This window comes from Micromonospora nigra, assembly GCF_900091585.1.
GTDB classification, from domain to species: Bacteria; Actinomycetota; Actinomycetes; order Mycobacteriales; family Micromonosporaceae; genus Micromonospora; species Micromonospora nigra.
This window is the reverse complement of the sequence record NZ_FMHT01000003.1, coordinates 5,420,001-5,445,015: the sequence shown is the minus strand read 5'-3', so window position 1 is coordinate 5,445,015 and position 25,015 is coordinate 5,420,001. Positions and strand designations below refer to the sequence as shown.

At 72.9% G+C, this 25,015-nt stretch carries 19 protein-coding genes, 2 rRNA genes and 1 pseudogene (1 of these 22 running past the window's edge); 3 read left to right on the top strand and 19 right to left on the bottom strand.

The annotated features are described in order from the left end of the window. Positions 1-207 precede the first annotated feature (207 nt). A complete protein-coding gene (locus tag GA0070616_RS23970) occupies positions 208-1,203 on the bottom strand; it encodes a site-specific tyrosine recombinase XerD (protein WP_091091497.1) in 996 nt (331 codons plus the stop codon). Continuing rightward, positions 1,200-2,315, bottom strand: coding sequence for an alanine dehydrogenase (ald, locus tag GA0070616_RS23965; protein ID WP_091087632.1), 1,116 nt, complete (start codon positions 2,313-2,315; stop codon positions 1,200-1,202). Before ald ends, GA0070616_RS23970 begins: the two co-directional genes overlap by 4 nt. Before the next feature lie 228 nt (positions 2,316-2,543). Between ald and GA0070616_RS23960 the strand changes: the two genes are divergently transcribed. After that, on the top strand, positions 2,544-2,864 hold the full coding sequence (locus GA0070616_RS23960) for a TM2 domain-containing protein (protein ID WP_245713024.1): 321 nt from the start codon (positions 2,544-2,546) through the stop codon (positions 2,862-2,864). Between the two features lie 57 nt (positions 2,865-2,921). Here the strand turns inward: GA0070616_RS23960 and GA0070616_RS23955 are convergent, their stop codons facing one another. From GA0070616_RS23955 to GA0070616_RS23895, 13 genes and pseudogenes are all read right to left on the bottom strand, one after another. Next, positions 2,922-3,527, bottom strand: a complete 606-nt coding sequence (locus GA0070616_RS23955) for an NUDIX domain-containing protein (protein ID WP_091087625.1) — start codon at positions 3,525-3,527, stop codon at positions 2,922-2,924. A 209-nt stretch (positions 3,528-3,736) separates the two neighbouring features. Further along, positions 3,737-5,485: a CTP synthase gene (locus tag GA0070616_RS23950; protein ID WP_091087622.1), complete on the bottom strand. Its 1,749-nt coding sequence runs from the start codon at positions 5,483-5,485 to the stop codon at positions 3,737-3,739. A 138-nt stretch (positions 5,486-5,623) separates the two neighbouring features. Beyond that, the gene (locus tag GA0070616_RS23945; RefSeq protein WP_139129018.1) at positions 5,624-7,927 is read right to left on the bottom strand and encodes a hypothetical protein; all 2,304 of its coding nucleotides are present in this window, start codon (positions 7,925-7,927) and stop codon (positions 5,624-5,626) included. Between the two features lie 2 nt (positions 7,928-7,929). Then, the gene (locus tag GA0070616_RS23940; RefSeq protein ID WP_245712869.1) at positions 7,930-9,093 is read right to left on the bottom strand and encodes a glycosyltransferase family 4 protein; all 1,164 of its coding nucleotides are present in this window, start codon (positions 9,091-9,093) and stop codon (positions 7,930-7,932) included. Positions 9,094-9,208: 115 nt separating this feature from the next. Beyond that, positions 9,209-10,903: a murein biosynthesis integral membrane protein MurJ gene (murJ, locus tag GA0070616_RS23935; protein WP_091087614.1), complete on the bottom strand. Its 1,695-nt coding sequence runs from the start codon at positions 10,901-10,903 to the stop codon at positions 9,209-9,211. A 1-nt stretch (position 10,904) separates the two neighbouring features. Further along, a complete protein-coding gene (locus GA0070616_RS23930) occupies positions 10,905-11,771 on the bottom strand; it encodes a hypothetical protein (RefSeq protein WP_091091494.1) in 867 nt (288 codons plus the stop codon). Between the two features lie 103 nt (positions 11,772-11,874). Further along, complete coding sequence (locus tag GA0070616_RS23925) at positions 11,875-12,813, bottom strand: copper transporter (protein ID WP_091087611.1); 939 nt, start codon at positions 12,811-12,813, stop codon at positions 11,875-11,877. Between the two features lie 28 nt (positions 12,814-12,841). Further along, entirely contained in the window at positions 12,842-14,020 is a 1,179-nt protein-coding gene (gene steA, locus GA0070616_RS23920; RefSeq protein ID WP_091087607.1) for a putative cytokinetic ring protein SteA, read from the bottom strand. 119 nt (positions 14,021-14,139) lie between these two features. Then, positions 14,140-15,897, bottom strand: coding sequence for a DNA repair protein RecN (recN, locus tag GA0070616_RS23915; protein WP_091087604.1), 1,758 nt, complete (start codon positions 15,895-15,897; stop codon positions 14,140-14,142). Between the two features lie 251 nt (positions 15,898-16,148). Further along, positions 16,149-17,032 (bottom strand): annotated as a pseudogene (locus GA0070616_RS23910) (NAD kinase). Between the two features lie 55 nt (positions 17,033-17,087). After that, a complete protein-coding gene (locus GA0070616_RS23905; RefSeq protein WP_091087602.1) occupies positions 17,088-17,948 on the bottom strand; it encodes a TlyA family RNA methyltransferase in 861 nt (286 codons plus the stop codon). Positions 17,949-17,966: 18 nt separating this feature from the next. Next, on the bottom strand, positions 17,967-18,191 hold the full coding sequence (locus GA0070616_RS23900) for a hypothetical protein (RefSeq protein WP_091091490.1): 225 nt from the start codon (positions 18,189-18,191) through the stop codon (positions 17,967-17,969). 16 nt (positions 18,192-18,207) lie between these two features. Then, a complete protein-coding gene (locus tag GA0070616_RS23895; RefSeq protein WP_091087599.1) occupies positions 18,208-18,813 on the bottom strand; it encodes a phasin family protein in 606 nt (201 codons plus the stop codon). 112 nt (positions 18,814-18,925) lie between these two features. On the opposite strand from GA0070616_RS23895, the gene GA0070616_RS23890 reads away from it, so the two are divergent. Next, positions 18,926-19,264: an SCP2 sterol-binding domain-containing protein gene (locus tag GA0070616_RS23890; RefSeq protein WP_091087595.1), complete on the top strand. Its 339-nt coding sequence runs from the start codon at positions 18,926-18,928 to the stop codon at positions 19,262-19,264. A gap of 47 nt (positions 19,265-19,311) precedes the next feature. Here the strand turns inward: GA0070616_RS23890 and GA0070616_RS23885 are convergent, their stop codons facing one another. Both GA0070616_RS23885 and GA0070616_RS23880 read right to left on the bottom strand, forming a co-directional pair. Next, positions 19,312-20,343, bottom strand: coding sequence for an HAD-IIA family hydrolase (locus GA0070616_RS23885; RefSeq protein WP_091087592.1), 1,032 nt, complete (start codon positions 20,341-20,343; stop codon positions 19,312-19,314). Next, complete coding sequence (locus tag GA0070616_RS23880) at positions 20,340-21,338, bottom strand: tetratricopeptide repeat protein (protein ID WP_425413010.1); 999 nt, start codon at positions 21,336-21,338, stop codon at positions 20,340-20,342. The genes GA0070616_RS23885 and GA0070616_RS23880 overlap by 4 nt, the downstream gene beginning before the upstream one ends. 114 nt (positions 21,339-21,452) lie before the next feature. Here GA0070616_RS23880 and GA0070616_RS23875 point away from each other — a divergent pair, with 114 nt between their 5' ends. Next, positions 21,453-22,865, top strand: a complete 1,413-nt coding sequence (locus GA0070616_RS23875; RefSeq protein WP_091087589.1) for a hypothetical protein — start codon at positions 21,453-21,455, stop codon at positions 22,863-22,865. A 91-nt stretch (positions 22,866-22,956) separates the two neighbouring features. Here the strand turns inward: GA0070616_RS23875 and rrf are convergent. After that, a 5S ribosomal RNA gene (gene rrf, locus GA0070616_RS23870) occupies positions 22,957-23,073 on the bottom strand. A gap of 107 nt (positions 23,074-23,180) precedes the next feature. Beyond that, positions 23,181-25,015: ribosomal RNA gene (locus GA0070616_RS23865) — 23S ribosomal RNA — on the bottom strand (it continues 1,275 nt past the right edge of the window).

Sequence of the window (25,015 nt, the reverse complement as noted above, 5' to 3'; positions counted from 1 at the left end):
TCGGTACCCGGTCGGCGTGTCGGCGACCGGCCCCGACCAGGCCGGCGCCGGCACCGGCGACCCGGCCGCGCAACCAGGACGACGGCCCGCGCACGACAGAGACCACGGCCCGCCGCACGACAGACGGGACGACGGCCCGCCGCACGACAGAGACGACGGCCTGCCACACAGGGGGACGGCGATCCGTCGCCGGGTGGGCGGTGGCCGTCAGCCGAGGGCGCGCGGGTGGGCCGTCGCGTACACCTCGCGCAGCCGTTCCACGGTGACCAACGTGTACACCTGGGTGGTGGTCACCGAGGCGTGGCCGAGCAGTTCCTGCACCACCCGCACGTCGGCGCCGCCGTCGAGCAGGTGGGTGGCGTACGAGTGGCGCAGGGTGTGCGGGGACACCGCCCCGGGCCCGTCGACGGGCAGGTTGGCGCGCTGGGCGGCGCGCCGCAGGACCCCCCAGGCGCCCTGCCGGGTCAGTTGGCCGCCCCGGGCGTTGAGGAACACCGCCGGGCTGCCCCGTCCGCCGGCGGCCAGGACGGGTCGGCCACGCACCAGCCAGGCGCGCAGCGCCTCGACCGCGTACCCGCCGACGGGCACCAGCCGGGTCCGCCCGCCCTTGCCGCGCAGCAGCACGCCGCCCGCGTCGACGTCCAGGTCGTCCACGGCGGCACCGACCGCCTCGGAGATCCGCGCCCCGGTGCCGTACAGGAACTCCAGCAGCGCCCGGTCGCGCAGGGCGGTCGGGGCGCCCTCGCCGGTCGCGGCGACGGCCCCGGCGGTCTCCAGCAGCCGTACCACGTCGTCGACGGGCAGCGCCCGGGGCAGCCGGCGCGGCGGTGCGGGCGGGCGGACGTCCCGGCTCGGATCGCCGCCGGCCAACCCTTCGCGCACGGCGAAGCGGTGCAGGCCGCGAACGGCGCTGGCGGCGCGGGCGGCCGACGACACGGCCAGCGGCGGTCGCCCGTCGTCGCCGCCGCGCAGCCGGGCCAGGTGCCCCTCGACCTCGGTGGTGGTGACGGCCGCCAGGTCGCACACCCCGGCGGCGGTCAGGCTGGCCAGGTAACGCTGGAGGTCGCGGCGGTACGCGGCGAGGGTGTGCGTCGACAGCCCACGCTCCACGGTCAGGTGGTCGAGGTAGCCGCGCAGGGCGCGGCGCAGGGCCGGCGCGGGCTCGTCGCCCGTGCCGGCCCCGGCGGCGGCGGTAGCGGTCAGACCAGCACCTCGGCCAGCGGGAGGGTGTCCATGCCGTGCGCCTCGGCGACCGGGCCGTAGACGACCCGCCCGGCGTGGGTGTTCAGCCCCAGGGCCAGCGCCGGGTCGCGGCGCAGCGCATCGCGCCAGCCGTGGTTGGCCAGCTCCAGGGCGTACGGCAGGGTGACGTTGGTCAGCGCGTAGGTGCTGGTGTTCGGCACCGCGCCGGGCATGTTCGCCACGCAGTAGAAGATCGAGTCGTGCACCTTGTAGACCGGGTCGTCGTGGGTGGTGGGGCGCGAGTCCTCGAAGCAGCCACCCTGGTCGATGGCGATGTCGACGAGCACGCTGCCCGGCTTCATCCGGGACACCAACTCGTTGGAGATCAGGGTCGGGGCCTTCGCGCCGGGCACCAGCACCGCACCGATGACCAGGTCCGCGTCGAGCACCGCGCGCTCGATCTCGTACGTGTTGGAGGCGACCGTCTGCAGGTGGCCCCGGTAGATGGCGTCGGCCTGCCGCAGCCGGTTGATGTTCCTGTCCAGCAGCAGCACCTCGGACTGTAGGCCCAGCGCGATCGCGGCGGCGTTCATGCCGGACACGCCCGCCCCGATGACCACGGTCTTGGCGGCGTACACGCCGGAGACGCCGCCGGGCAGCACGCCCCGGCCGCCGCCGGTACGCATCAGGTAGAAGGCCCCCACCTGCGGGGCGAGCCGGCCCGCCACCTCGGACATCGGGGCGAGCAGCGGCAACGACCGGTCGGGCAGCTCGACCGTCTCGTACGCGACGCCGGTGACCCGGCGGTCGACCAGCGCGTCGGTGCACGCCTTGGACGCGGCCAGGTGCAGGTAGGTGAACAGCACCTGCCCCTCGCGCATCCGGTGGTACTCCTCGGCGATCGGCTCCTTGACCTTGAGTACCAGCTCGGCGGCGTCCCACACGTCGTCCGCGGTGGCGAGGATCTTGGCACCGGCAGCGGTGAACTCGTCGTCGGTGATGCTGGAGCCGATGCCGGCGCCGGACTCGACGAAGACCTGGTGACCGCTGCGGGTGAACTCGTGGACACCCGACGGCGTGATCGCCACGCGGTACTCGTGGTTCTTGACCTCGCGGGGGATTCCGACCTTCACGATGCAGACACCTCTCCTCGGGGCGGCTCTCCCCCGACAGCGCGGCCCCGCGACGGCCCCTTTGCCGGCGCGGTCGACCTGTCCCGCGGCGGCAGTCTAGGCCGACCGCCACCCCCGATGAGCCAGCACAGTGACAGCCGGTGCCCGTACGCCCTGACGAAGTGTCAGGTGTGGACCCGGCTGCCGGGAGGACGTCCACCTCAGCCGTGAGGACAGTGTTCGACCTTCATCGTGCCACCGGAGGCACTCCGGTGCAGACGACAGCCGAGTCGATCACTATCGTGTCGCCCCATGACAACTCCTCCCTACCAGCCCGGCTACCCGCAGGGCGTTTCTGACAAGAGCAAGGTCGTCGCCGGCGTCCTGCAGATCCTGCTGGGCGGCTTCGGCGTCGGCCGCTTCTACATGGGCGACACCAAGATGGGCGTGATCCAGCTGGTCGTCACCCTCGTGACCTGCGGCCTCGGCAGTCTCTGGGGTCTGATCGACGGCATCCTGATCCTCGTCAACGGTGCCGTCGACGGGCAGGGACGCCCGCTGCGCGACTGAGCGTGACGAATGACGAAGGGCCGTGCGGAACGTCCGCACGGCCCTTCGTCGCTGTGATCAGCGGGGCAGCGGGGCGTCCGCGGGCCGCACCACGGACCAGCCGGCGTCGCGGGCCCGGGCCGCGGCGAGCAGCCCGGCCACGCAGGCCGCGTTGGTGACCTCGCCGCCGAGCGCCATTCCCACCGCCTCGTCCAGGTCGATCCGGACGATCTGGAGGTCGGCCTCCTCGTCGCTGCGGGCGTGCCGCTGCCCGGCCGGCACCTCCGCCAGGTCCCGGGCCAGGAAGACCCGGACCAGTTCGTCGGTGAACCCGGGTGAGCTGTGCAGGTCGACCAGCACGTCGAGCCGCCCGGCGACCAGGTCGACCTCCTCGGCCAGCTCCCGGGCCGCCGTCACCGCCGGATCCTCGCCCGAGACGTCGGTCAGGCCGGCGGGCAGTTCCCACAGCCGCCGACCCACCGGCTGGCGGTACTGCCGGACCAACACCACCTGCCCGGCGTCGTCGAGGGCGACCACCGCCACCGCGCCCACATGCCGGACGTGGTCACGCACGGCCGTGCCGCCACCGGGCATGGTCACCTCCTCGGTGACCACGTCGAAGATCCGGCCCTGGTAGCGCACCTCGCGGGAACGCACCTCGTAGCGGTGCTCGACGGCGCTCACCCCGCCACCCCGCCGCCCGCGCCCGACAGTCCTTGACCCGTCCCGGCACGCGACAGTCCTTCGTCCGAGCCGGCGCGGGAGTGCCCGCCGGCGCGCCGGCCGGTCCACTCGCGCAAGCCCCTCACGACGCCGCCTTCGCGGTGGCGCCGTTCTCGCACAGGCCCCTCACGACGCCGCCATCGCAGTGGGGCCGTTCACGCACACGCCCCTCACGACGCCGCCTTCGCGGTGGCACCGTTGTGGACCGCCCGCTGCGCCGCCGCGGCGGCGTCCGCCGACGCGTCCAGGTCGACCGGGAGCTGGTCGGCCTCGGAGTACGCCACGGTGGCCCGGACGAACGCCGCGAACAGCGGGTGCGGCCGGGTGGGGCGGCTCTTCAGCTCCGGGTGGGCCTGGGTGGCCACGAAGAACGGGTGCAGGTCCCGGTCCAGCTCGACGAACTCGACCAGCCGGCCGTCCGGGGAGGTACCCGAGATGTGCAGGCCGGCCCGGCCGAGCTGATCACGGTAGGCGTTGTTCACCTCGTAGCGGTGCCGGTGCCGCTCGCTGACCTCCGTGCTGCCGTACGCCTCGGCGACGATCGACCCCTCGGTCAGCCGCGCCGGGTACGCACCCAGCCGCATCGTGCCGCCCAGGTCGCCCCGGCCGGCGACGATGTCCTCCTGGTCGGCCATGGTGGCGATCACGGGGTGCGGGGTCTCGGAGTCGAACTCCAGCGAGTTCGCCCCGTCCAGCCCGGCCAGGTGCCGGGCCACCTCGATGGTCATGCACTGAAGGCCCAGACACAGGCCCAGCATCGGGATGCCGTTCTCCCGGGCGTACCGGACGGTGCCGATCTTGCCCTCGATGCCGCGGACGCCGAAACCGCCCGGGATCAGGACACCGTCCACACCCGCCAACGCCGCCGCCGCGCCGGCCGGGGTGACGCACTCGTCGCTGGGCACCCAGCGCAGCTGCACCCGGGCCCGGTGGCCGAACCCGGCCGCGCGGATCGCCTCGCTGACCGACAGGTAGGCGTCGGGCAGGTCGACGTACTTGCCGACCACCGCCACGGTGACCGTGTGCCGGGGCTGGTGCACCCGCTCGAGCAGGTCGTCCCAGCTCGTCCAGTCCACGTCCCGGAACGACAGGCCCAGGCGGCGCACCACGTACGCGTCGAGGCCCTCCCGGTGCAGCACCTTCGGGATGTCGTAGATGCTGGGGGCGTCGGGCGCGGCCGTGACCGCCTCGGCGTCGACATCGCAGTACAGCGACAGCTTGTGCTTGACCTTGTCCGGGATCTCCCGGTCGCAGCGCAGCACCAGCGCGTCGGGCTGGATGCCGATGCTGCGCAGCTGCGCCACCGAATGCTGCGTCGGCTTGGTCTTCAGCTCACCCGACGGGGCCAGGTACGGCACCAGTGACACGTGCAGGTAGAAGCAGTTGTCCCGGCCCAGGTCGTGGCGTACCTGCCGAATGGCCTCCAGGAACGGCAGCGACTCGATGTCGCCGACCGTGCCGCCGACCTCGGTGATCACCACGTCGGGGGTGCGGCCGTCGTCGTCCGGGTCGGCCATCGCCAGGATGCGGGCCTTGATCTCGTTGGTGATGTGCGGGATCACCTGGACGGTGTCGCCCAGGTACTCGCCGCGCCGCTCCTTGGCGATCACGTCCGAGTAGATCTGGCCGGTGGTGACGTTCGCCTTGCCCGACAGGTCCCGGTCGAGGAACCGCTCGTAGTGCCCGACGTCGAGGTCGGTCTCGGCGCCGTCCTCGGTGATGAACACCTCGCCGTGCTGGAACGGGTTCATCGTGCCCGGATCGACGTTGAGGTAGGGGTCGAGCTTCTGCATGACCACGCGCATGCCCCGCGCGGTCAACAGGTTGCCGAGGCTGGAGGCGGTCAGCCCCTTACCCAGCGAGGAGGCGACGCCCCCGGTGACGAAAATGTGCCTGGTCGTCCGTGCTGAAGGGGCCAAGGCCTGCTCCCGTGTCGTCCGTCGCGGTCGTGCAGACCGCCGTGCCGATCAGCAGAGTGATCACGCGATCCACGGGACTCGACGGTAACACCTCACCGGAGACGCCCCGGTGCCGCACCCGAGGTACGCCCGACCGGGTCAGGTGGCCGCGACCTCGGTCGACGACCGCACGGCCCGCCCGGCCTCCGCGTCGGGCCGTTCCGGCCCGGCCTCCCCGGCTCCCGGCGGCTCGTCCTGCCCGGCTCCCGGCGGCCCGTCCGCCGCGTCGGGCCCCGGCCCACCCGGGCCGGCCCCGTGGCTCGGACCGGCACCGGTGTAGCCCTCCTCGACCGGCCGCCCCGTTGCGGGACGGGTGCGGTCGGTCGAGTGGTCCAGCACCCGCAGCGCCGACAGCGCCGCCATCGGCACCACCAGAGCCGCCGCCGCGCCGGCCACGTCCAACGCGTTGCTGCCCAGCACACCGCCGATCACCGCGGCCACGGCGGTGCCCGCCATCGCCGCCCGGATCGCCGGGTAGATACCGAACAGTCGCATGAGTCCACCCCACGGCTGGAGCAGCGCGAACCACACCAGCAACGCGCCGGCCAGCGCCAGGATCGTCAACGGACTGCTGGTCAGCGTCTCGATGCTGGAGGCGCTGGAACGCTGCACGGTCAGCCCGCCCGTGCCGTCGCCGAGCGCGGCCAGGAACCTGCCCAAACTGCCCCGCTCGGTCGGCGGGCGACGCAGATCCAACACCGCGAAACCCACCGTCACCGCCAGACCCGCCATGCCCGCCCAGGCCAACCGGCTCGCGGTCAGCCAGCCACCGGCACTGACCGCCGCCGCCACGCTCACCCCCGCCGTCAACGCGATCGCACCGATGGAGTCCGCGCCGAGGTACGGGCTGCCGACGACCACCACGGCCGTCCCACCGACAGCCACCACCACCATCGGCCGCCACTGCCGGCGGACCCGCTGGGCCAGCCAGCCGGCGCAGAGCAGGGCGCCGGCCAGGAACACCCCGAGCGCCACCGTGCCCAACCCCGCGTACCGGCCGCCCTCCAGAGCGGAGTAGCCCACCACGCCGTTGAGCTGCAACCGGGCCCCGGTGACCACGTCCAGCCCGACCGTGAGGGTGGTCAGCCCGGCGACCGCGCCCAACGGGCCGAGGGTGCCCGCGTACCCGGGGATCAGGCGGACCACCAGGGTCCCGACGGCCAGCAGCAGTGCCGTCAACACCGCGAACGAGGGCGCCGGATGGTCGTTGCGCCACCACGGCAGCGTCTCGGCCAGCAACGCCGCCGGCACGGCGAGCGCGGCGGCGACCAGCAGCACCTCCACCGTCGCCACGATCGGCCGCGCCACCGGCTCCGGACCGTGCGGACCGGCGTGCCGACGGGCCCGGCGCAGCAGCGGCAGCACCGCCACCGCCAGGACCACCTGGGCGGCCACGAGCACCCCGAAGAACCAGCCGGACACCTGCCGCTGGGCGGCGGCCTCCCGGTCGGCGTCGGCGGGGGCGGCGATCGCCTCGGCCAGATCCGCCGGGCGGGTGCCGGCTGTCTGCGCCGGGTGCCCGAGGAACGCCCGATCGGGCATGGGCCGACCCAACGCCGCGAGGGCCGTCGGCGCCAGGTCGATCAGTTGCAGGTAACCCTCCCGGCCGGTGCTGGCCGAGGTCAGCCAGCCCCCGTCCCAGCCCGCCCCGTGGGCGACGGCCACGTGCAGGCGGGAGGGCCGCTCGGTGTCGGACACCCCCGCGACGATCACGAGCGACTCGGCCGGACGGGCGGCCACCACCCGCGCCAGCCTCTCGTCGGCGGCGCGGGCGGCGGCGCGGCGGACCGCCGGGTCCTCACCGGCGACGGTGCCCAGGTCGACGATGCTCAGCACACACGACCCGAGCAGCTCCGCCGGGTCGTCCGGCAGGACGGGAGCGTACCGGTCGACCCGACCGAAGGGACGGGCCGCCGCCACCGCGGCACCCTCCCCCACCGCCACCGAACAGCGCACCGACTCCGCCAGCGCACCGGGCATGGCGCCCCACGGCAGCCGGTCCTGGTTGTGCAGCACGACGCTCTCCTGGGCCGGCAGGTTCGCCCCGATCCCGTCAGGTCGCTCCACCGCCACCTCGACGGGCCGGCACCCGCCGTCGCCCCGATCGCCGTTCCAGGCGGCGTAGTTGCCCGCGCCCAACGTCAACCAGCCGTCCACCGGGCAGGTCGGGCGGTGCGCGGACCGCACCGCCAGTGAACCGATCGCACCCTCGCTGGCCATCCGCCACAGCGTCGGCGTGGTCTGCGGGTCCACGTCCTCCCAGCGCAGCCCCGCCACCCCGGCCAGGACCACGTAGTCGGCACCGCGCCGGGTCGGGGCCGTCTCCGGGCGGGCCGCCAGGGCCGTGATGCCCAATGCCACCACGACCAGGGTGAGCAGGACCGGAGTGAGTCTGCGCAGCAGCATCAGCGGCGCCCCGTCGACGGTGCGTCCGCGCCGGGCGTCGCCGGTCCGGCCGGTTGCGGCGCCAGCTCGGCGTAGAGGGCACGCAACTGGCCCAGGGTGTCCGCCTCGGTGGGCCAGGTCGCCGCCCGCGTCCGGCCCCGGTCGGCCAGTTCGGCCCGGCGGGCCCCGTCGTCGAGCAGGTCCCGCACAGCCACGTCGACCGCGTCGACGTCACCGGGCGGCACCAGCACCGCGGCGTCGGCGACCAGGTCCGGTAGCCCACCGACCGCGGTCGCCACCAGCGGTACGCCCGCCCGCAACGCCTCCTGCGCGAACAACTGCCGGGCCTCCCAGTCGCTGGTCACCACAGCCAGGTCCGCGCCCACGAGCAGGTCCGCCACGTCGGAGCGGTGCCCGAGCAGGGTCACCGGGGCCCGCGCCGCCGAGATCCGGGCCGCCAACGGCAGGTAGGCGGGGCCGCTGCCGGCGATCACCACCACCGGCGGCGGGGTCCGGCCGCGCCACCGCGCCGCCGCGTCGACCAGCACGTCGTACCGCTTCTGCGGGTGCAGTCGGCCCACCGACACGATCAACGTCTGGTCACCGGCCACGCCGAACTCCGCCCGGACGGCGGCCCGTCGGCGGCGCGGCGCTGGCAGCGCCGGCGCGGCCACCGGGGCCGGTCGTGCGTCGGTCGCACCCAGAGCGACGGCCCGCGCCACGAGATCGGCGGAAGCGCCCAACGTCACCTGTGCCCTCCGGGCCACCACGCGCTCCACCAGCCGGGACACGCCTCCGCGCAGCCCACCGGCCAGCACCGCGTTGTGCCAGGTGACGACGACCGGCACCGCCGGGCGGGCGAGCACCGCGACCAGGCCCGCCCGCAGGCCGTGGGCGTGCAGCACCGCCACCGGCTCCGCCGCGAGGGCCCGACGCAACGCGACGACGGCGCGGGCGTCGGCCGGGGTCGGCATCGCCGGGATCTCCACCGCGGCGAACCGGGCTCCGACACCGACGAAGTCGAACTGGTCCTGGGTGGCGGCCGGGCCGCACACCAGCACCGATGCCCCGGCCTCGACGAGGCCCCGGGCCACGGACCGCACATGCTGGCCCACCCCGCCGGTGCTCGACGCCAGCAGCAACAGCACCGTGCCCCGCCAGGTGGGCGATGGGGACGCGCTCACCGTGCCGACCTCCCATCCACGACTGCGGGGCTCCGCTGCGCTGCACTCCTCGCGCTCACCACACCAGGCCATTCGCTCGCGACTGCGGGGCTCCGCTGCGCTGCACTCCTCGCGCTCACCGGGCCACCGTCTCCTTCCCGTCGTCCCGCTCCGGGGGGATTCCCTGGTGCCGCTCCCCGGTCCGCCCGGCGTCGGCGCCACGCCGACGCAGGCGTCGCCGCACGCCGGCGAGCAGCGGCCGTACGTCCCGCCGGTCGACCAGCCAGACCACCGCGAGGAAGACCACACCGACGAGGACTCCGGACAGCATGCCCTGCAGCAGAGCCGCACCCGTCGTCGGGGTGCCGCCGGCGGCGTCGTCCAGCAGACAGGCCAGGACCGCGCCGGCCGCCGCAGCCAGCACACCGGCCAGCAGGCCCGCCAGAGCGGCTCGGGCCGCGCCGGCGACCGCCGGCCGGCCCGCGGACCGGAACACGGCGGTCAACAGCAGCGCCCCGAGCAGCACCATGCCGACCGAGTTCGCCAACGCGACCGCGAGCACCCGGTCGGCGACGGGGAGCAGGCCCGCCAGGGGCACCGTGGCCAGCGCGACGGCCAGCCAGCCGGCGGTGATGGCGACGGTGGCGGACCGGGTCGCGCCCCGCGCGTACAGGGCGCGGGACAGCACCGCGAACAGCCCGTAGCCGATCAGACCGGGAGCGAAGCCGGCGACGGCGGCGGCCGTGGCGGCCGAGTCGAGCGGAAAGAACCGACCGATCGGCACGGCGGCACCGACGAGCACCGCCGCGCCCAGGAAACTGGCCAGCAGCACCCCCCGCAGGGTGCTCGACAGGGTGCGCTGGTACTCCCGCTCGTCGCCACCGGCCGCCGCCGCGGCCAGGGTCGGGTACGCGGCGGTGGCCAGCGGAACCGCCAGCACCGCCCACGGCAGCAGGTAGAAGGTCTGGGCGAGGGTGAACACCTGCGGCGAGCCGGTCGGACCGCCGGAAACCCGGTTGAGCAGCACCACCAGGGCGAGCTGCTGGGCGGTGACGGTCACCGCGCCGGCGGCGGCCAACCCGCCCACCCTCGCCCGGGCGTCGGCCGGGAACGCGTACCCGGGACGCAGCCGCAGGCGCAGGCGCAGGCGGCGCAGCGGAACCAGCAGGGACAGCGACAGCACCACCACCCCGAGGGTGGTGCCGGCCGACAGGATCAGCTCCGCCCCGGCACCCGTCGCGGCGACGCTGGCGCCCCGGCCGGCCACCTGACCGAAGGCGACGTAGACCACGATCACGGTGAGGCTGGACAGCAGCGGCGCGATGACCGGCCAGGCGAACCGCCGGTGCGCCTGGAGCACACCGGTGAGCACGATGCCGATGCCGTAGAGCGGCAGCTGGGGGGCGAACACCCGCAGCATCCGCGCGCCGGCGGCCAGCTCCGCGTCCGAACGCCCCTCGCTGATCAGGGTGACCGCCGGGGCCGCGAGGACCGCCAGCAGAACCGCCAGGGGCACCAGCAGGGTCACCGTCCAGGTGAGCAGGGCACCCGTCGTGGCGGCCACCGCCCGCCGGTCGCCCGCCGCGACGGGCGCGGCCAGCAGCGGTACGACCAGACTCGCGAGCGCCCCACCGGCGACGATCTCGAAGATGATGTTCGGTACGAAGTTGGCGATGACGTACATGCCGCCCAGGTCGCTGTCCTGGACGACCCAGGTGAACACGGCGGTACGCCCGAACCCGACCAGCCGGCTGACCACGGTGAGCACGGCGATGAGCGCGGCTGCTCCGGCCACCCGGCCGGCGCCGGCGAGGGGTGCCGGTGTCGTCACGTCAGTCGGCGCGCCGGCCCACAGCGTCGAGTTCGCGCAGCACCGGGGTGCGCTGGATGACCTGGGTGAAGCTGACCTTCTCGCTGGCGGCGGTCAGGCCGGCGAGCACGGCCAGCAGCCCGGCGCGACCGAGGGGGCCGGTCCGGGCGGCCAGGGTCACGCCGACCAGCGCGCCCAGGGCGTTGGCCCCGCTGTCGCCGAGCATGACGTTCTCGCCGAGATCGTCGGGGAGCAGGCCGGCGGCGGCACCGACGGCCCCGGCGGCGATCCCGCCGTGTGGCCCGCCGGCCAGCGGCGCGCCGAGCAGCAGACCGGACTTCAGCGCCCGCCCGGGGCGCAGGTCGAGCAGGTTGACCAGGTTGGCGGTGCCGGCGATCACGCCCGCGCCGAGCAGCACGTCGACGCCCCGCCCGAGGGCACCCTGCCGCTGCCGACGCCGGTGCCCGGCCACCCGGCGGTCGGTGGCGAGCAACGCGGCGGCACCCACCCCGGCGGCACCCACCCCGACGATCTTGACAAGTCCGGCGGTGACCCGTCCCTCGCGTAACGCGGCGAGGTGCCCCGCGAAGCCCTTGGCGGTCTTCTGTTCGGGTCGGGCGCCGACCACGTCGTCGTAGAGGCCGACCGCGCCGGCACCGAGACCGGCGACCAGCGCCGCCGCGCCCGAGGAGGCGCTGGTGGCCCCGAACGCCGCGGCCCCGGCCGCACCGACCGTGAGGGCCGGGCCGCCGGCCAGGGTGACCGTACGGCCGCGGAAGTTCGTGCGCTCCAGCGCGGGGGCGACCGGCGAGGTCCGCACCTCACGCAGGGCGTACCGGGCGAGCGCCGCCCCGGCTCCGGCGACCAGCAGCCGACCCAGGCCGCTCATGCCGTCGCCCCGCGTCCGGCGGTGCGGCGCGGTCCGCCGCCCGCGATCGTCAGGCCGCTCACGATCACTGTCGTGCTCCATCCGTCGGTCCACCGGGCGCGGGTCACTGGGGCAGTCTAGGCAGCAGCGAGGCGTTGTCCGCCACGCCGTACTGACCCGCCTTGCGCTCGTTGAGTTGCTGCACCAGAGCCAGGGTGGTGACCAACTGCCCCTGCACCGTGTTGGCGTTGTCGACGGTGGAGACGGACTGGGTCAGCACCGCGTCCTCCCGCACGAACGCCACCAGGTTGCCGCCGGCCGAGCCGTTGCCGGCCACGACGATCGCCCCGGTCCGGTCGAACTGCTCGACGATCTTGACGACCGACTCGTCCTTCTTGGCGGAGTCCTTGTCCACGTACGGCTGGCCGCTGACCACGACGACCGCCTCGGCGGGCCCGCTGACCTGGTCGGCGGTGGTGAGGTAGTTCGCGTTGCTGTAAGCGGCCAGCACCGCCCGCCGGTCGGCCTCACTGACCGGGGCGGCGTCCGGCGCCCGGTCCAGCAGCACGCTCGCCAGCAGCGCGCTGGAGGTCTCCACGCCGTGGCCGTTGCCGGGCAGCCCGGCCGTGGGCGCGCCGGTGGGCCGGGCGGCGGTCACGGCGAGTTCCAGCAGGTCGTTGTTGTTCTCCGGGTTGATGAACTTGTCCTGCACGTCGATCCGGCCGGTGATGTCGGCCCCGGCCAGCCGGAGCATCTCCAGCACACCTTCGGTGTGGTCCCGGCCGGTGGGCAGGCTGAGCACCAGCACCCGCTTGCCGGTCAGCTTGCCGGGCAGCAGGATCTGGGCCATCTCGGCTGCGAAGTCCTCTTCCAGCTCGAGTTCCCGCTCCATGCTCTGGACCGCCTGGCGCATCTGCTGGTTGTCCTTGCGCAGTCCGTTGACGGTTTCCTTGAGGGAGTCGGCCACGGGGCCGTTCAGGGCGGCCGTGCCGACGACCAGGCCGATCGCCAGCGCCAGGAAGACCGCGGTCAGGGACACCACGTGGTATCGAAAGTTGATCACGCTTACAGCCTCTTGATCGGGTCGGGAGCTAGAAGAGCAGGCCGAGCTGGAACACAAGATTGTCCCACCATTCGGAGGCCACGCCCAAATACGCCTTCCCGACGGTGGAGACCGCCACGGCGGACGCCATCGCGGCGACCGCCGACAGGACCAGCAGCAGCAGCGAGGACCCGGAGATGCTCTGCCGGTAGAGCCGGCTCACGCCCTTGGCGTCGACCAGCTTGCCGCCGACCTTGAGCCGGGTGAGGAACGTCGAGGCCATGCCACCGCGGCCCTTGTCCAGGAACTCGACCAGGGTGGCGTGGGTACCCACGGCCACGATGAGCGAGGCACCCTTCTCGTCGGCCAGCAGCATGGCGAGATCCTCGCTGGTGGCGGCGGCCGGGAAGGTGATCGCCGGCACCCCCAGGCCGTTGACCCGGGGCAGCCCCGGGGCCCGACCGTCCGGGTAGGCGTGCACGATCACCTCGGCGCCGCAGCGCAGCGCGTCGTCGGTGACCGAGTCCATGTCCCCGATGATCATGTCGGGCGTGTAACCCGCCTCGACCAGCGCGTCCGCCCCGCCGTCGACGCCGATCAGCACCGGCTTGAACTCCCGGATGTACGGGCGCAGCACGTCGAGGTCGGCCTTGTAGTCGTAGCCGCGCACCACGATCAGGCAGTGCCGGCCCCGGATCTGGGTGGCGATGTCCGGCACGCCGACGCCGTCGAGCAGCAGGTCGCGTTCCTGCCGCAGGTAGTCCATGGTGTTGGCGGCGAACGCCTCCAACTGCACCGACAGGCCCTCCCGGGCGTCGGCCATCGCCTTGCCGACCGACTCGGCGTCCTGTAGGGCACCGTGCGCCACCGGCTCCTCACCGACATACACCGTGTTGCCCTCGATCCGCACGGTGTCGCCCTCGCGGATCTGCTCGAAGACGCCCTCACCGAGGTCGTCGAGCAGGGCGATCCCGGCGGCGACCAGCACCTCGGGACCCAGGTTCGGGTACCGCCCCGACACGGACGGCTTGGCGTTGAGCACCGCGGTGACGCCGACCGCGACCAGCGAGTCGGCGGCGACCCGGTCCAGGTCGACGTGGTCGATGACCGCGATGTCGCCGGGGCGGAGCCGGCCGACCAGGCGCTTGGTGCGGCGGTCGAGGCGTGCGGTGCCGAGGATTCTGCCCGGTTCCGCGTTCCGGGCCCGGCGCAACGTGGGTAGACGCATCGTGACCATCCTGGCATGTGAGGCAGGGGAATCTGTCGCGACATGCCTGAGCAGGGCCGCCTACCCAGGGAAGCACACTCTGGCGGAGGCCGGTGTGCCTCCGCTCACAATCGGCGGACTCAGGGTCGCCTTTCCCGCGCCGCCAGGGCCAGCAGCTCCTCGGCGTGGGCGATACCCAGATCCGAGTCGGGCAAACCCGCCAACATTCGCGCCAGTTCCCGAGCGCGTTCCGTGTCCTCCACCATTCGTACGCCGCTCGTGGTGACCGCGCCACCGGTGTCCTTCGCCACCACCAGGTGCCGGTCCGCGAACGCCGCCACCTGCGGCAGGTGGGTGACCACGAGCACCTGGTGGCTGCGGGCCAGCCGGGCCAGCCGGCGGCCGATCTCCACCGCGGCCTGCCCACCCACCCCGGCATCCACCTCGTCGAAGACGAGGGTCGGTGGCCCGCCCGACCCCGCGAAGACCACCTCGATGGCCAGCATCACCCGGGACAGCTCGCCACCCGAGGCACCCCGCTGCAACGGCAGTGCCGGTGCCCCCGGGTGAGCCAGCAGGCGCAACTCCACCTCGTCGCAGCCGTCCGGGCCGACGCCCACCTCGACCCCGTCGACCGGCAGCGACGGCTCGGCCCGCCCGGCCAGCCGGGACAGCACCTCCACCTGGACGCGGGCGTGCGGCATGGCCAGGCCGGCCAGCTCGACGGTGACCTGCTCGGCGAACCGGCCGGCCGCCTCCCGGCGGGACGCCGACAGCCGCCCGGCCAGGTCGGCGACCTCGACGGCCAGCCGCTGGGACTCCCGCTCCAACTCGTCGAGCAGTTCGTCGGAACTGTCGAGATCGGACAGCCGGGCGCGGGCCCGCTCCGCCCAGGCGATCACCCCGTCGACGTCGTCGGCGTACTTGCGGGTCAGGGCACGCAGCGCGGCCCGGCGCTCGTAGACGGTCTGCAACCGGGCCGGGTCGGCGTCCAGCGCCGCCAGGTACGCCGACAGCTCCGCGGAGACGTCGGTGACCAGGGTCGCCGCCTCCTCCAGGCGAACGGCCAGCTCACCCAGCGCCGGGTCCGTGCCGGCCTGCGCCTCGAGGGTGCGCCGCGCCGTGCCCAGCAACGACGTCGCGTCCGGCGTCTCGTCGATCGCCTCGGCCCCGCCGGCGAGGCTGTGGTGCGCCAACTGCGCCGCCGTGCGCAGCCCCTCGGCGTGCTCCAGGCGCTGGGCCTCCGCCTTCAGCTCGTCGTCCTCCCCCGGCTGCGGGTCGACCCGGGTGATCTCGTCGAGCCCGAGGCGCAGCAGGTCGGCCTCCTGGTTGCGCTCCCGGGCGTTGCGCCGCCGGTCGGCCAGGTCGTCGACGACCCGCCGCCACCCGGCGTACGCCTCCCGCACCGCGTCGAGCAGCTTCTCGTGCTCGGGGCCGGCGAACCGGTCCAGCGCCGCGCGTTGCTCGGCGGGACGCAGCAGGCGCAGCTGGTCGGACTGGCCGTGCACCGCCACCACCTGCTCGCCCACCTCGCCGAGCATCGACACCGGCATGCTCCGCCCGCCCAGGTGGGCGCGCGAGCGCCCTTCCACGGTGACCGTACGGCTCAGCAGCAGCGAACCGTCCTCGTCGGGCTCGCCGCCGGCGTCGGTGATCCGGGCGTGCACCGTGTCGGCCACCCGCCCGTGCAGGCGCAGCCGCCCCTCCACGACCGCCCTGCCGGGCTGGGCCCGGACCCGTCCGGCGTCGGCCCGACCGCCGAAGAGCAGCCCCAGACCGGTGACCACCATGGTCTTTCCGGCCCCGGTCTCGCCTGTGATGACGTTCATGCCGCCGGTCAACGGCAGCGTCGTGTCCTCGATGACGCCCAGTCCGGTGATGCGCAGCTCTTCCAGCACAGCACCCGACACTAGACGCGGGCCCCGACACTTGACCAGCCGGCGCGGCGCAGCCGGACGGCCCCGGTCTCCCCGGACACCGCGACCTGCCGCACCCCGCGCCGTCCCCCGTCCCCGCTGCCTGCCGCACCCCCCGCGCCGTTCCCGTCGCGGAACCCTGCTGCCCGCCGCGCCGCTCCGTCCCGGAACCCTGCTGCCCACCGCACCCGCGTCAGGCGACGAGGTTCGCCGGCCCCGGCCCTGCGGGGTCGTCAGCGGCGGCTACCCCGCCAACCGTGCACCGGCAGGTCGAACTTGGCGACCAGTCGGTCGGTGAAGGGCCGGTCCCGCAGTCGCACGATCCGCACCGGCAGCGCACCGCGCCGCACCGTCACGCGAGCGCCGGGCGGCAGGTCGTAGACCCGCCGGCCGTCGCAGCACAGCACGGCCAGCGTGGTGAACGGGTCCACCGTGATGACGAACGTGGACGTGGGCGCGGTCACCAGGGGCCGGCTGAACAGGGCGTGCGCACTGATCGGCACCAGTAGCAGCGCCTCGACCTCAGGCCACACCACCGGACCGCCCCCGAGAACGCGTACGCCGTGGAGCCGGTGGGCGTCGCACAGACCACACCGTCGCAGCCGTACCGGGACAACGGCCGGCCGTCGACGTCGACGAGCAGCTCCAGCATCTGGGCCCGCTCGCCCTTCTCGACGCTGATTTCGTTGAGCGCCCACGACTCGATGGTGGGGCCACCGTCGAACTCGGCGGTCACGTCGAGGGTGAGCCGTTCGTCCACCGTGTAGTTGCGTTCCACCACGTCACGTACCGCGACGTCGAGGTCGTCGATCTCCGCCTCGGCCAGGAAGCCGACCTTGCCGAGGTTGATGCCGAGCAGCGGAGCCTTCGCCGGGCGGGCCAGCTCGGCGGCGCGCAGGAAGGTGCCGTCCCCGCCGAGGGCGAACACGATCTCGGCACCGTCGGCGGCCTGCGGGCCGGTCACCGGCACCGCCCCGGGCAGGTCCAGGTCGTCGGCCTCCTCGGCCACCACCCGCACCTCGAAGCCGGCCCCGGTCAGGTCGGCGGCGACCGCCCGGGCATGCTCGGTGCTGCGACGCCGGCCGGTGTGCGTCACCAGCAGGGCCGTCCGGCTCACCGCGTCGGTCCCTTTCGGACGGGGCGGGTCCCGCCCCCGGGGCTGTGCAGCTCGATCACCCGGCCACCTCCTCCGTCGCCGCGTCCGGCACGTCACCGGACGGCCCCGGGCCCTGCGGCCCGGCGGTCACCACGGCCCGCACCCGCCCCGCGTCGGCCGCGGGGGCGTCCCGGCGTAACCATACGAAGAACTCGACGTTGCCGCTCGGCCCGGGCAGCGGGCTGGCCGCCACGTCCGCGAGGCCCAGGCCGAGCCCGGCGGCGGACGCGGCCACGTCGAGGACCGCCTCGGCCCGCAGCTCGGGGTCCCGGACCACGCCGCCCGCCCCGACCCGTTCCCTGCCCACCTCGAACTGCGGCTTGACCATCAGGGCGAGGTCGCCGTCGGCGCGGGTGCAGCCGGCCAGCGCCGGCAGCACCAGTCGCAGTGAGATGAACGACAGGTCAGCCACGGTCAGGTCGACGGGCCCGTCGATCAGTTCCGGGGTGAGGGTGCGCACGTTGGTGCGTTCGTGGACCCGGACCCGGTCGTCGGTGCGCAGCGGCCAGGCGAGCTGGCCGTAGCCGACGTCCACGGCCACCACCTCGGCGGCGCCGGCCCGCAGCAGCACGTCGGTGAAGCCGCCGGTGGACGCCCCCGCGTCGAGGCAGCGCCGGCCGGAGACCCGCAGTCCGCCCTGGGCGAAGGCCGCCAGGGCACCGGCCAGTTTGTGCCCGCCCCGGGACACGTACTCCGTGCTCGGGTCCTCGCCCGTGACCAGCAGCGGGTCGGCGGGGTCGACCATCGCGGCGGCCTTGCGCGCCGGCACCCCCCGCAGGTGGACCCGGCCGGCCTCGACGAGGGCGGCGGCCTGCTCGCGGGAGCGGGCCAGGCCACGACGGACGAGTTCGGCGTCCAGCCGGTTACGACGTGCCATGGATGGTTGTTCTCCGGATCAGGACTGGTCGATGGTGGCGAGAGTCTCCCGCAGGGTCTCGTATGCCGCCTCGTACTGGGCGATCTGGTCGGCCGGAGGGAGCTCGGCGGCGTTGGCCATCGCCTGCACCGCGGCGTCGACAGCGGGATGGCGCACCTCGCCGAGGTCGTCGGACGACGCGGGGCCCACCCGCGGGCCGGGACGGGCACCGGGCGGCGGGCCGGGGCGGAACGGGGTGCTCACCTGCCGGTCCGCCCGGTCACGCGGCACCGCCCGGTTCCGGCCGACGCGCCGGCCGCGTGGCCTTCGCCGGCCGCGCCGACTCATCATCGCCGACCTCGGCGGTACGGGTCACGGTGGCCGGCGGCTTGCGCACGACGGCCTTCTTCGCGACGGCCTTCTTCGCGACCGTCTTCTTCGCGACCGTCTTGCTCGACACGGCCTTCTTCGCCACGGCCTTCTTCGCCACGGTCTTGCTCGCTGCGGCCTGCTGCACGACGGTCCCGCTCGCCACCGTCTCCGGGCTGCCGGTCGCCGGCTGCGGCTCGCCGGCCGGGGGTACTCCCCTGGCCTGCCGGAGCTGGCGTTCCAGCTCGTGCACCCGGCGGGTCAGTTCGGCGACCTCGTCGGCGGTGGCCAGTCCCACCGCGCCCAGGGCCCGGTCGACCTCGAAGCGGACCAACTTGGTCAACGCCTCCCGGTTGGCCGCGCCGGTGGAGATCAGTTCCTCGCCGAGGGTCTGCAACTGGGCGGCGGTCGCGCCGCTGGAGCCGGCGAGGCGGCGGACAGCGTCCTGGGCCTTCTTCCGGGGCGCCTCCGTCAGGCCCATGGCCAGCTCGAGGTAGGCGCGCCACGCGTCCTGCATGACTGAGTCCTTCCGCGGGGCGGGATGTGCAGGTGTCACGCTACCGGGCCGCGCGGTGCCACCCGTGCGGTACGGTGCCGGGGACGGACGTGCCGAGCGACAAGGGGGCGATGTGGCCAGCGTGGACGAGTGCCGGCAGGCGTTGCAGGATCTGGCCGCACGGCTCGACCGCGACGCGGAGACCGTACGCGAGCGCGTAGACCTGGACCGCACCCTGGCCTGCCGGATCACCGACCTCGACACCGCCTTCCACGGCCGGCTCACGAACGGGCGGCTGGTGGGGCTGACCGACGGCGACGACCCCAAGGCCAAGATCGCGATGAGCACCTCCAGTGACGACCTGATCGCCCTCGTCCGGGGCGAGCTGGACATCACCAAGGCGATCGCGGCGCGGCGGGTGTCGATCAAGGCGAACCCGTTCGACCTGATGAAGCTGCGCAAGCTGCTCTGAGCCGCCGACGGCGCGATCAGACCGGCAGGTCCGCCGACGGCACAGGATCAGACCGGCAGGCCGAGCGCGGCGAGAGTCTCGGTGGCCGCCGCGGAGGCGGCCCGCACCCGCCAGGCTCTCGACCCGGCGTCGCCGGCCGACCAGGCCACGGCGCAGAGGGCGCCGACCGCGTCGAGGGCACGACCCGAACCGGCCAGTTCCAGCCCGTCGTCGCTGCCGGTCACCGACCAGCCGTCGGCGTCCGCCCGCCCGGGAACCGACACCACCGCCGCCGGGTCGAACAGCCCGGCCAGGTCCCAGGCGACGTACGTCGGGCGGCGGTCCGGCGGCGCGGCGAGCAACTCGGCCACGTCACTGACGCCGGTGAGCACGAGCAGGCTGTCCAGCCCGGCGCGGTTGGCGCCCTCGATGTCGGTGTCCAGGCGGTCACCGACGACCAGGGTCCGTCCTTCTCCCGCCCGCCGCGCGGCCCTGGCGAAGAGCTCCGGCTCCGGTTTGCCGACCACCTCGTCGGGATCCCGGTCGAGCGCGGTGCGCAGCGCGGCGACCAGCGCACCGTTGCCCGGCAGTGGACCCCGTCCGCTCGGCAGCGTCCGGTCGGTGTTGGTCGCCACCCAGGTGGCACCGCCACGCACCGCCACGCTGGCTTCGGCGAGGTCCAGCCAGCCGACCTGCGGCCCGTACCCCTGCACCACCGCCACCGGCGACTCGTCGGCGCGGGCCACCGGAGTGAGGCCGACAGCGCGGATCTCGGCCCGCAGCGCCTCGGCGCCCACCACGAGGACCGCCGCGCCGGCGGGCAACCGGTCCCGCAGCAGCTCCGCGGCGGCCACCGCCGACGTCAGGACCTCGTCGGGCCGCGCCGGCACACCCATACCGGTGAGCAGGTCCGCCACCTCGCTGGAACGGCGGGAGGCGTTGTTCGTGGCGTACGCGACGGCCCGCCCCTCGGCATGCAGGCGGCCCACCGCCTCGACCGCGCCGGGGATCGGCCGGTCGATCAGGTAGATCACCCCGTCCAGGTCGAAGACGACCATGACGTACCCGTCGGCCAGCCGGCCCCCGACCCCGTCGTTCATCGTCCCTCGGCCTCCGGTCCACGCCGGTCGACGCCGTCGGACACCTCGTCGCGGCCGACATCGTCGGACGCCCCGTCGCCCTCGACGTCCCGGGACGGCCCGTCGCTCTCGACGTCCTCGGACGTCCCGTGGCCGGCGACGTCCTCGCGATCGGACACGTCGTCGCGCTCGGACACCAGGTCCCGCGCCTCCTCGTCGGTCAGCTCGTCGTCGGCGAGGTCGTCCAGTTGCGGGACCGGGTTCCGGTCGACGTCCACCGACGACGGCGCGCTGTCGGCGTCGTCGGCCTGGTCACCGCCGCCGGTGAGGTCGGCGTCGGGGTGCACGGCCACCGCGCCGGGGCTGCCGGGGCCGGCGACCATGTCCTCCAGCGCCGCCTCGTCCTCGTCGTCGCCCTCGATCAGCACGCCGTCGAGTTCGAGCAGTCGCTCGGCCGCGTCGGTCTCGCCGTCGGAATCCGCGTCGGCCGCCCGCGAGAACCACTCCCGGGCCTCGTCGCGGCGGCCGACGGCCAGCAGCGCGTCGGCGTACGCGTAACGCAGTCGGGCCGCCCACGGCGTCGGTTCGTCGGCGGTGAGTTCCCGCACCTGGAGCATCGCCACGGCGGCGTCCTTCTGACCGAGGTCACCGCGTGCGCCAGCGGCGACGATCAGCAGCTCGATCGCCACGGCCTGGTCAAGTTTGTCCTGGTCCGCGCCCCGGAACAGGTCGATGGCGCGCTCCGGCCGACCCAACGCCCGCTCACAGTCGGCGAGCACCGCCAGGTGGCTCTGCAGTCCGGACATCCGGTGGTACGTACGCAGCTCCGCGATCGCGGACTGCCACTCCCCCGCGTGGTACGCGGCCAACCCGACGGCCTCCCGCACCGCGGAGATGCGCGAGGCGAGCCGGCGCGCGGCCAAGGCGTGGGCGAGGGCCTCAGCCGGGTCATCGTCGATCAACCGGCCTGTGGCAACGAGGTGCCGGGCGACCGTCTCGGCCACCGGCTTGGCCAGCGACAGCAGCTCCGCACGGACGTCCTTGTCAAGGTCGGTCGCGGCGATGTCATCGGACAAGACCGGTTCTGTGGTGCTCCTGGCCCCGGCCTCCGGCCGGTCTCGGCGCTCGTCGTGGCGCTCGCCGCCACGGAAGCCGCCGTCGTGGCGCTCGCCGCCACGGAAACCGCCCTCACGACGGTCGCCGCCCTGGAAGCCGCCACCCCGGCGCTCGCCGCCTTCACGGTCGCCACGGAAGCCACCAGACCGCTCACCGCCCTCACGACGGTCGCCGCCCCGGTAGCCGGACTGGCCCCGGTCACCGTCCCGGCGGTAGCCGCCGTCGCGACGGTCGCCGCCCTGGGAACCACCCTCCCGGCGGTCACCACCACGGAAGCCACCGGTGCGCTCGCCATCCCGGCGGAAGCCACTCTCCCGGCGCTCACCGCCCTGGAAGCCACCCTCCCGGCGGTCACCGTCCCGGAAGCCGCCACCCCGGCGCTCGCCGCCTTCACGGTCGCCACGGAAGCCACCAGACCGCTCACCGCCCTCACGACGGTCGCCGCCCCGGAAGCCGGACTGGCCCCGGTCGTCGCGGCGGAAGCCACCCTCCCGGCGCTCACCGCTGCGGAAGCCACCCTCACGGCGGTCACCGCCCTGGAAACCGCCCTCCCGCCGCTCACCGGCACGGGAGCCTTCCCGGTAGCCTCCGCGACGGTCGTCCTGACGGTTCTCGTCGCGCTGGTACCCGCCCTCGCGCCGCTGGCCGCCGAATCCGCCCTCCCGGCGGTCACCACCACGGAAGCCACCGGTGCGCTCGCCATCCCGGCGGAAGCCACCCTCCCGGCGCTCACCGCTGCGGAAGCCACCCTCACGGCGGTCACCGCCCTGGAAACCACCTTCCCGGCGGTCGCCACCACGGAAACCGCCCTCACGGCGGTCGCCGCCCTGGAAGCCACCCTCACGGCGGTCGCCACCACGGTAGCCACCCTCACGGCGGTCACCGCCGCGGAAGCCGCCTTCACGGCGCTCACCGGAGTTGTTCGGTCGGTCGCCGTCTCGACGGAAACCGCCACCACGCGAATCACCGTCGCGGGAACCGCCCCGGAAACCGCCTTCACGGCGGTCGCCACCACGGTAGCCACCCTCTCGGCGGTCGCCGCCCTGGAAGCCACCCTCACGGCGGTCGCCACCACGGAAACCGCCCTCACGGCGGTCGCCGCCCTGGAAGCCACCCTCACGGCGGTCGCCACCACGGAAACCACCCTCACGGCGGTCACCGCCGCGGAAGCCGCCTTCACGGCGCTCACCGGAGTTGTTCGGTCGGTCGCCGTCTCGACGGAAACCGCCACCACGCGAATCACCGTCGCGGGAACCGCCCCGGAAACCGCCTTCACGACGGTCGCCACCACGGAAGTTGCCGCTGCGGCCCCGGTCGTCGTCTCGGTCGCCCCGGTACGGTGGACGGTCCTCCCTGCGAGGCGACTCGTCGCGTCCGCCCGGCCGGTCGTCGTAACGCCGGGGGCGATCTCCGCCCTGCGGTCCTGAACTCACGGGTACATCCTTCCTGATTGCGCCTTCCACGGCGCTACGCAGTCGAGGGCCGGCCCCTGTTGGGCCGGCCCTCGACTGGAAGTGTGTCCGGCGGTGTCCTACTCTCCCACACCCTCCCGAGTGCAGTACCATCGGCGCTGGAGGGCTTAGCTTCCGGGTTCGGAATGTTGCCGGGCGTTTCCCCTCCGCCATGACCGCCGTAACTTTATGGACATGTCAAACAAACCGTTCCATCGACCCCGATGTTTCTGGGGTGTGGTGTGGTGTGTTCGTTTGTCTAGAGTTGCACAGTGGACGCGTAGCAGCTTGGTAGTCAAGTCCTCGGCCTATTAGTACCGGTCAACTGAACCCGTTACCGGGCTTACATTTCCGGCCTATCAACCCAGTCGTCTAGCTGGGGGCCTTACCCCACCAATGGTGGGTGGGATACCTCATCTTGAAGCGAGCTTCCCGCTTAGATGCTTTCAGCGGTTATCCCTTCCGAACGTAGCTAACCAGCCGTGCCCCTGGCGGGACAACTGGCACACCAGAGGTTCGTCCGTCCCGGTCCTCTCGTACTAGGGACAGCCCTTCTCAAGTATCCTACGCGCACGGCGGATAGGGACCGAACTGTCTCACGACGTTCTAAACCCAGCTCGCGTACCGCTTTAATGGGCGAACAGCCCAACCCTTGGGACCTGCTACAGCCCCAGGATGCGACGAGCCGACATCGAGGTGCCAAACCATCCCGTCGATATGGACTCTTGGGGAAGATCAGCCTGTTATCCCCGGGGTACCTTTTATCCGTTGAGCGACACCGCTTCCACTCGCAAGTGCCGGATCACTAGTCCCGACTTTCGTCCCTGCTCGACCTGTCAGTCTCACAGTCAAGCTCCCTTGTGTACTTGCACTCAACACCTGATTGCCAACCAGGCTGAGGGAACCTTTGGGCGCCTCCGTTACCCTTTAGGAGGCAACCGCCCCAGTTAAACTACCCACCAGACACTGTCCCTGAACCGGATAACGGTCCGAAGTTAGATACCCAAATCAACCAGAGTGGTATTTCAAGATTGCCTCCACCCATACTGGCGTATGAGCTTCACCGGCTCCCACCTATCCTACACAAGCTAATTCGAATACCAATGTCAAGCTATAGTAAAGGTCCCGGGGTCTTTCCGTCCTGCCGCGCGTAACGAGCATCTTTACTCGTAATGCAATTTCGCCGGGCCTGTGGTTGAGACAGTGGGGAAGTCGTTACGCCATTCGTGCAGGTCGGAACTTACCCGACAAGGAATTTCGCTACCTTAGGATGGTTATAGTTACCACCGCCGTTTACTGGCGCTTAAGTTCTCCGCTTCGCCCCGAAGAGCTAACAGGTCCCCTTAACGTTCCAGCACCGGGCAGGCGTCAGTCCATATACATCGAATTACTTCTTCGCATGGACCTGTGTTTTTAGTAAACAGTCGCTTCCCCCTGCTCTCTGCGGCCATACAACGCTCCACCCGCGTGGGGCTTCACGTCTCCGGCCCCCCTTCTCCCTAAGTTACGGGGGCAATTTGCCGAGTTCCTTAACCACAGTTCGCCCGATCGCCTCGGTATTCTCTACCTGACCACCTGTGTCGGTTTGGGGTACGGGCCGCTCAGAACTCGCTAGAGGCTTTTCTCGGCAGCATAGGATCACTGACTTCACCTGAATCGGCTCGGCATCACGTCTCAGCCTTCATGCGTCGCGGATTTGCCTACGACACGGCCTACACGCTTACCCCGGCACAACCACCGGCCGGGATCAGCTACCTTCCTGCGTCACCCCATCGCTTGACTACTACCCGTCAGGTTCCCACGCTCCCCATCATCGGTCCGAAGACCTCCGACAGTTCGGGTGGTTAGCACAACGAGGTTCATCAGGGACGCTCTTTCGCGGGTACGGGAATATCAACCCGTTGTCCATCGACTACGCCTCTCGGCCTCGCCTTAGGTCCCGACTCACCCAGGGCGGATTAGCCTGGCCCTGGAACCCTTGGTCATCCGGCGGAAGGGTTTCTCACCCTTCTTTCGCTACTCATGCCTGCATTCTCACTCGTGCCGCGTCCACAACTCGATCACTCGGCTGCTTCACCCCCGGCACGACGCTCCCCTACCCATCCACACACCTGCACAACACATCA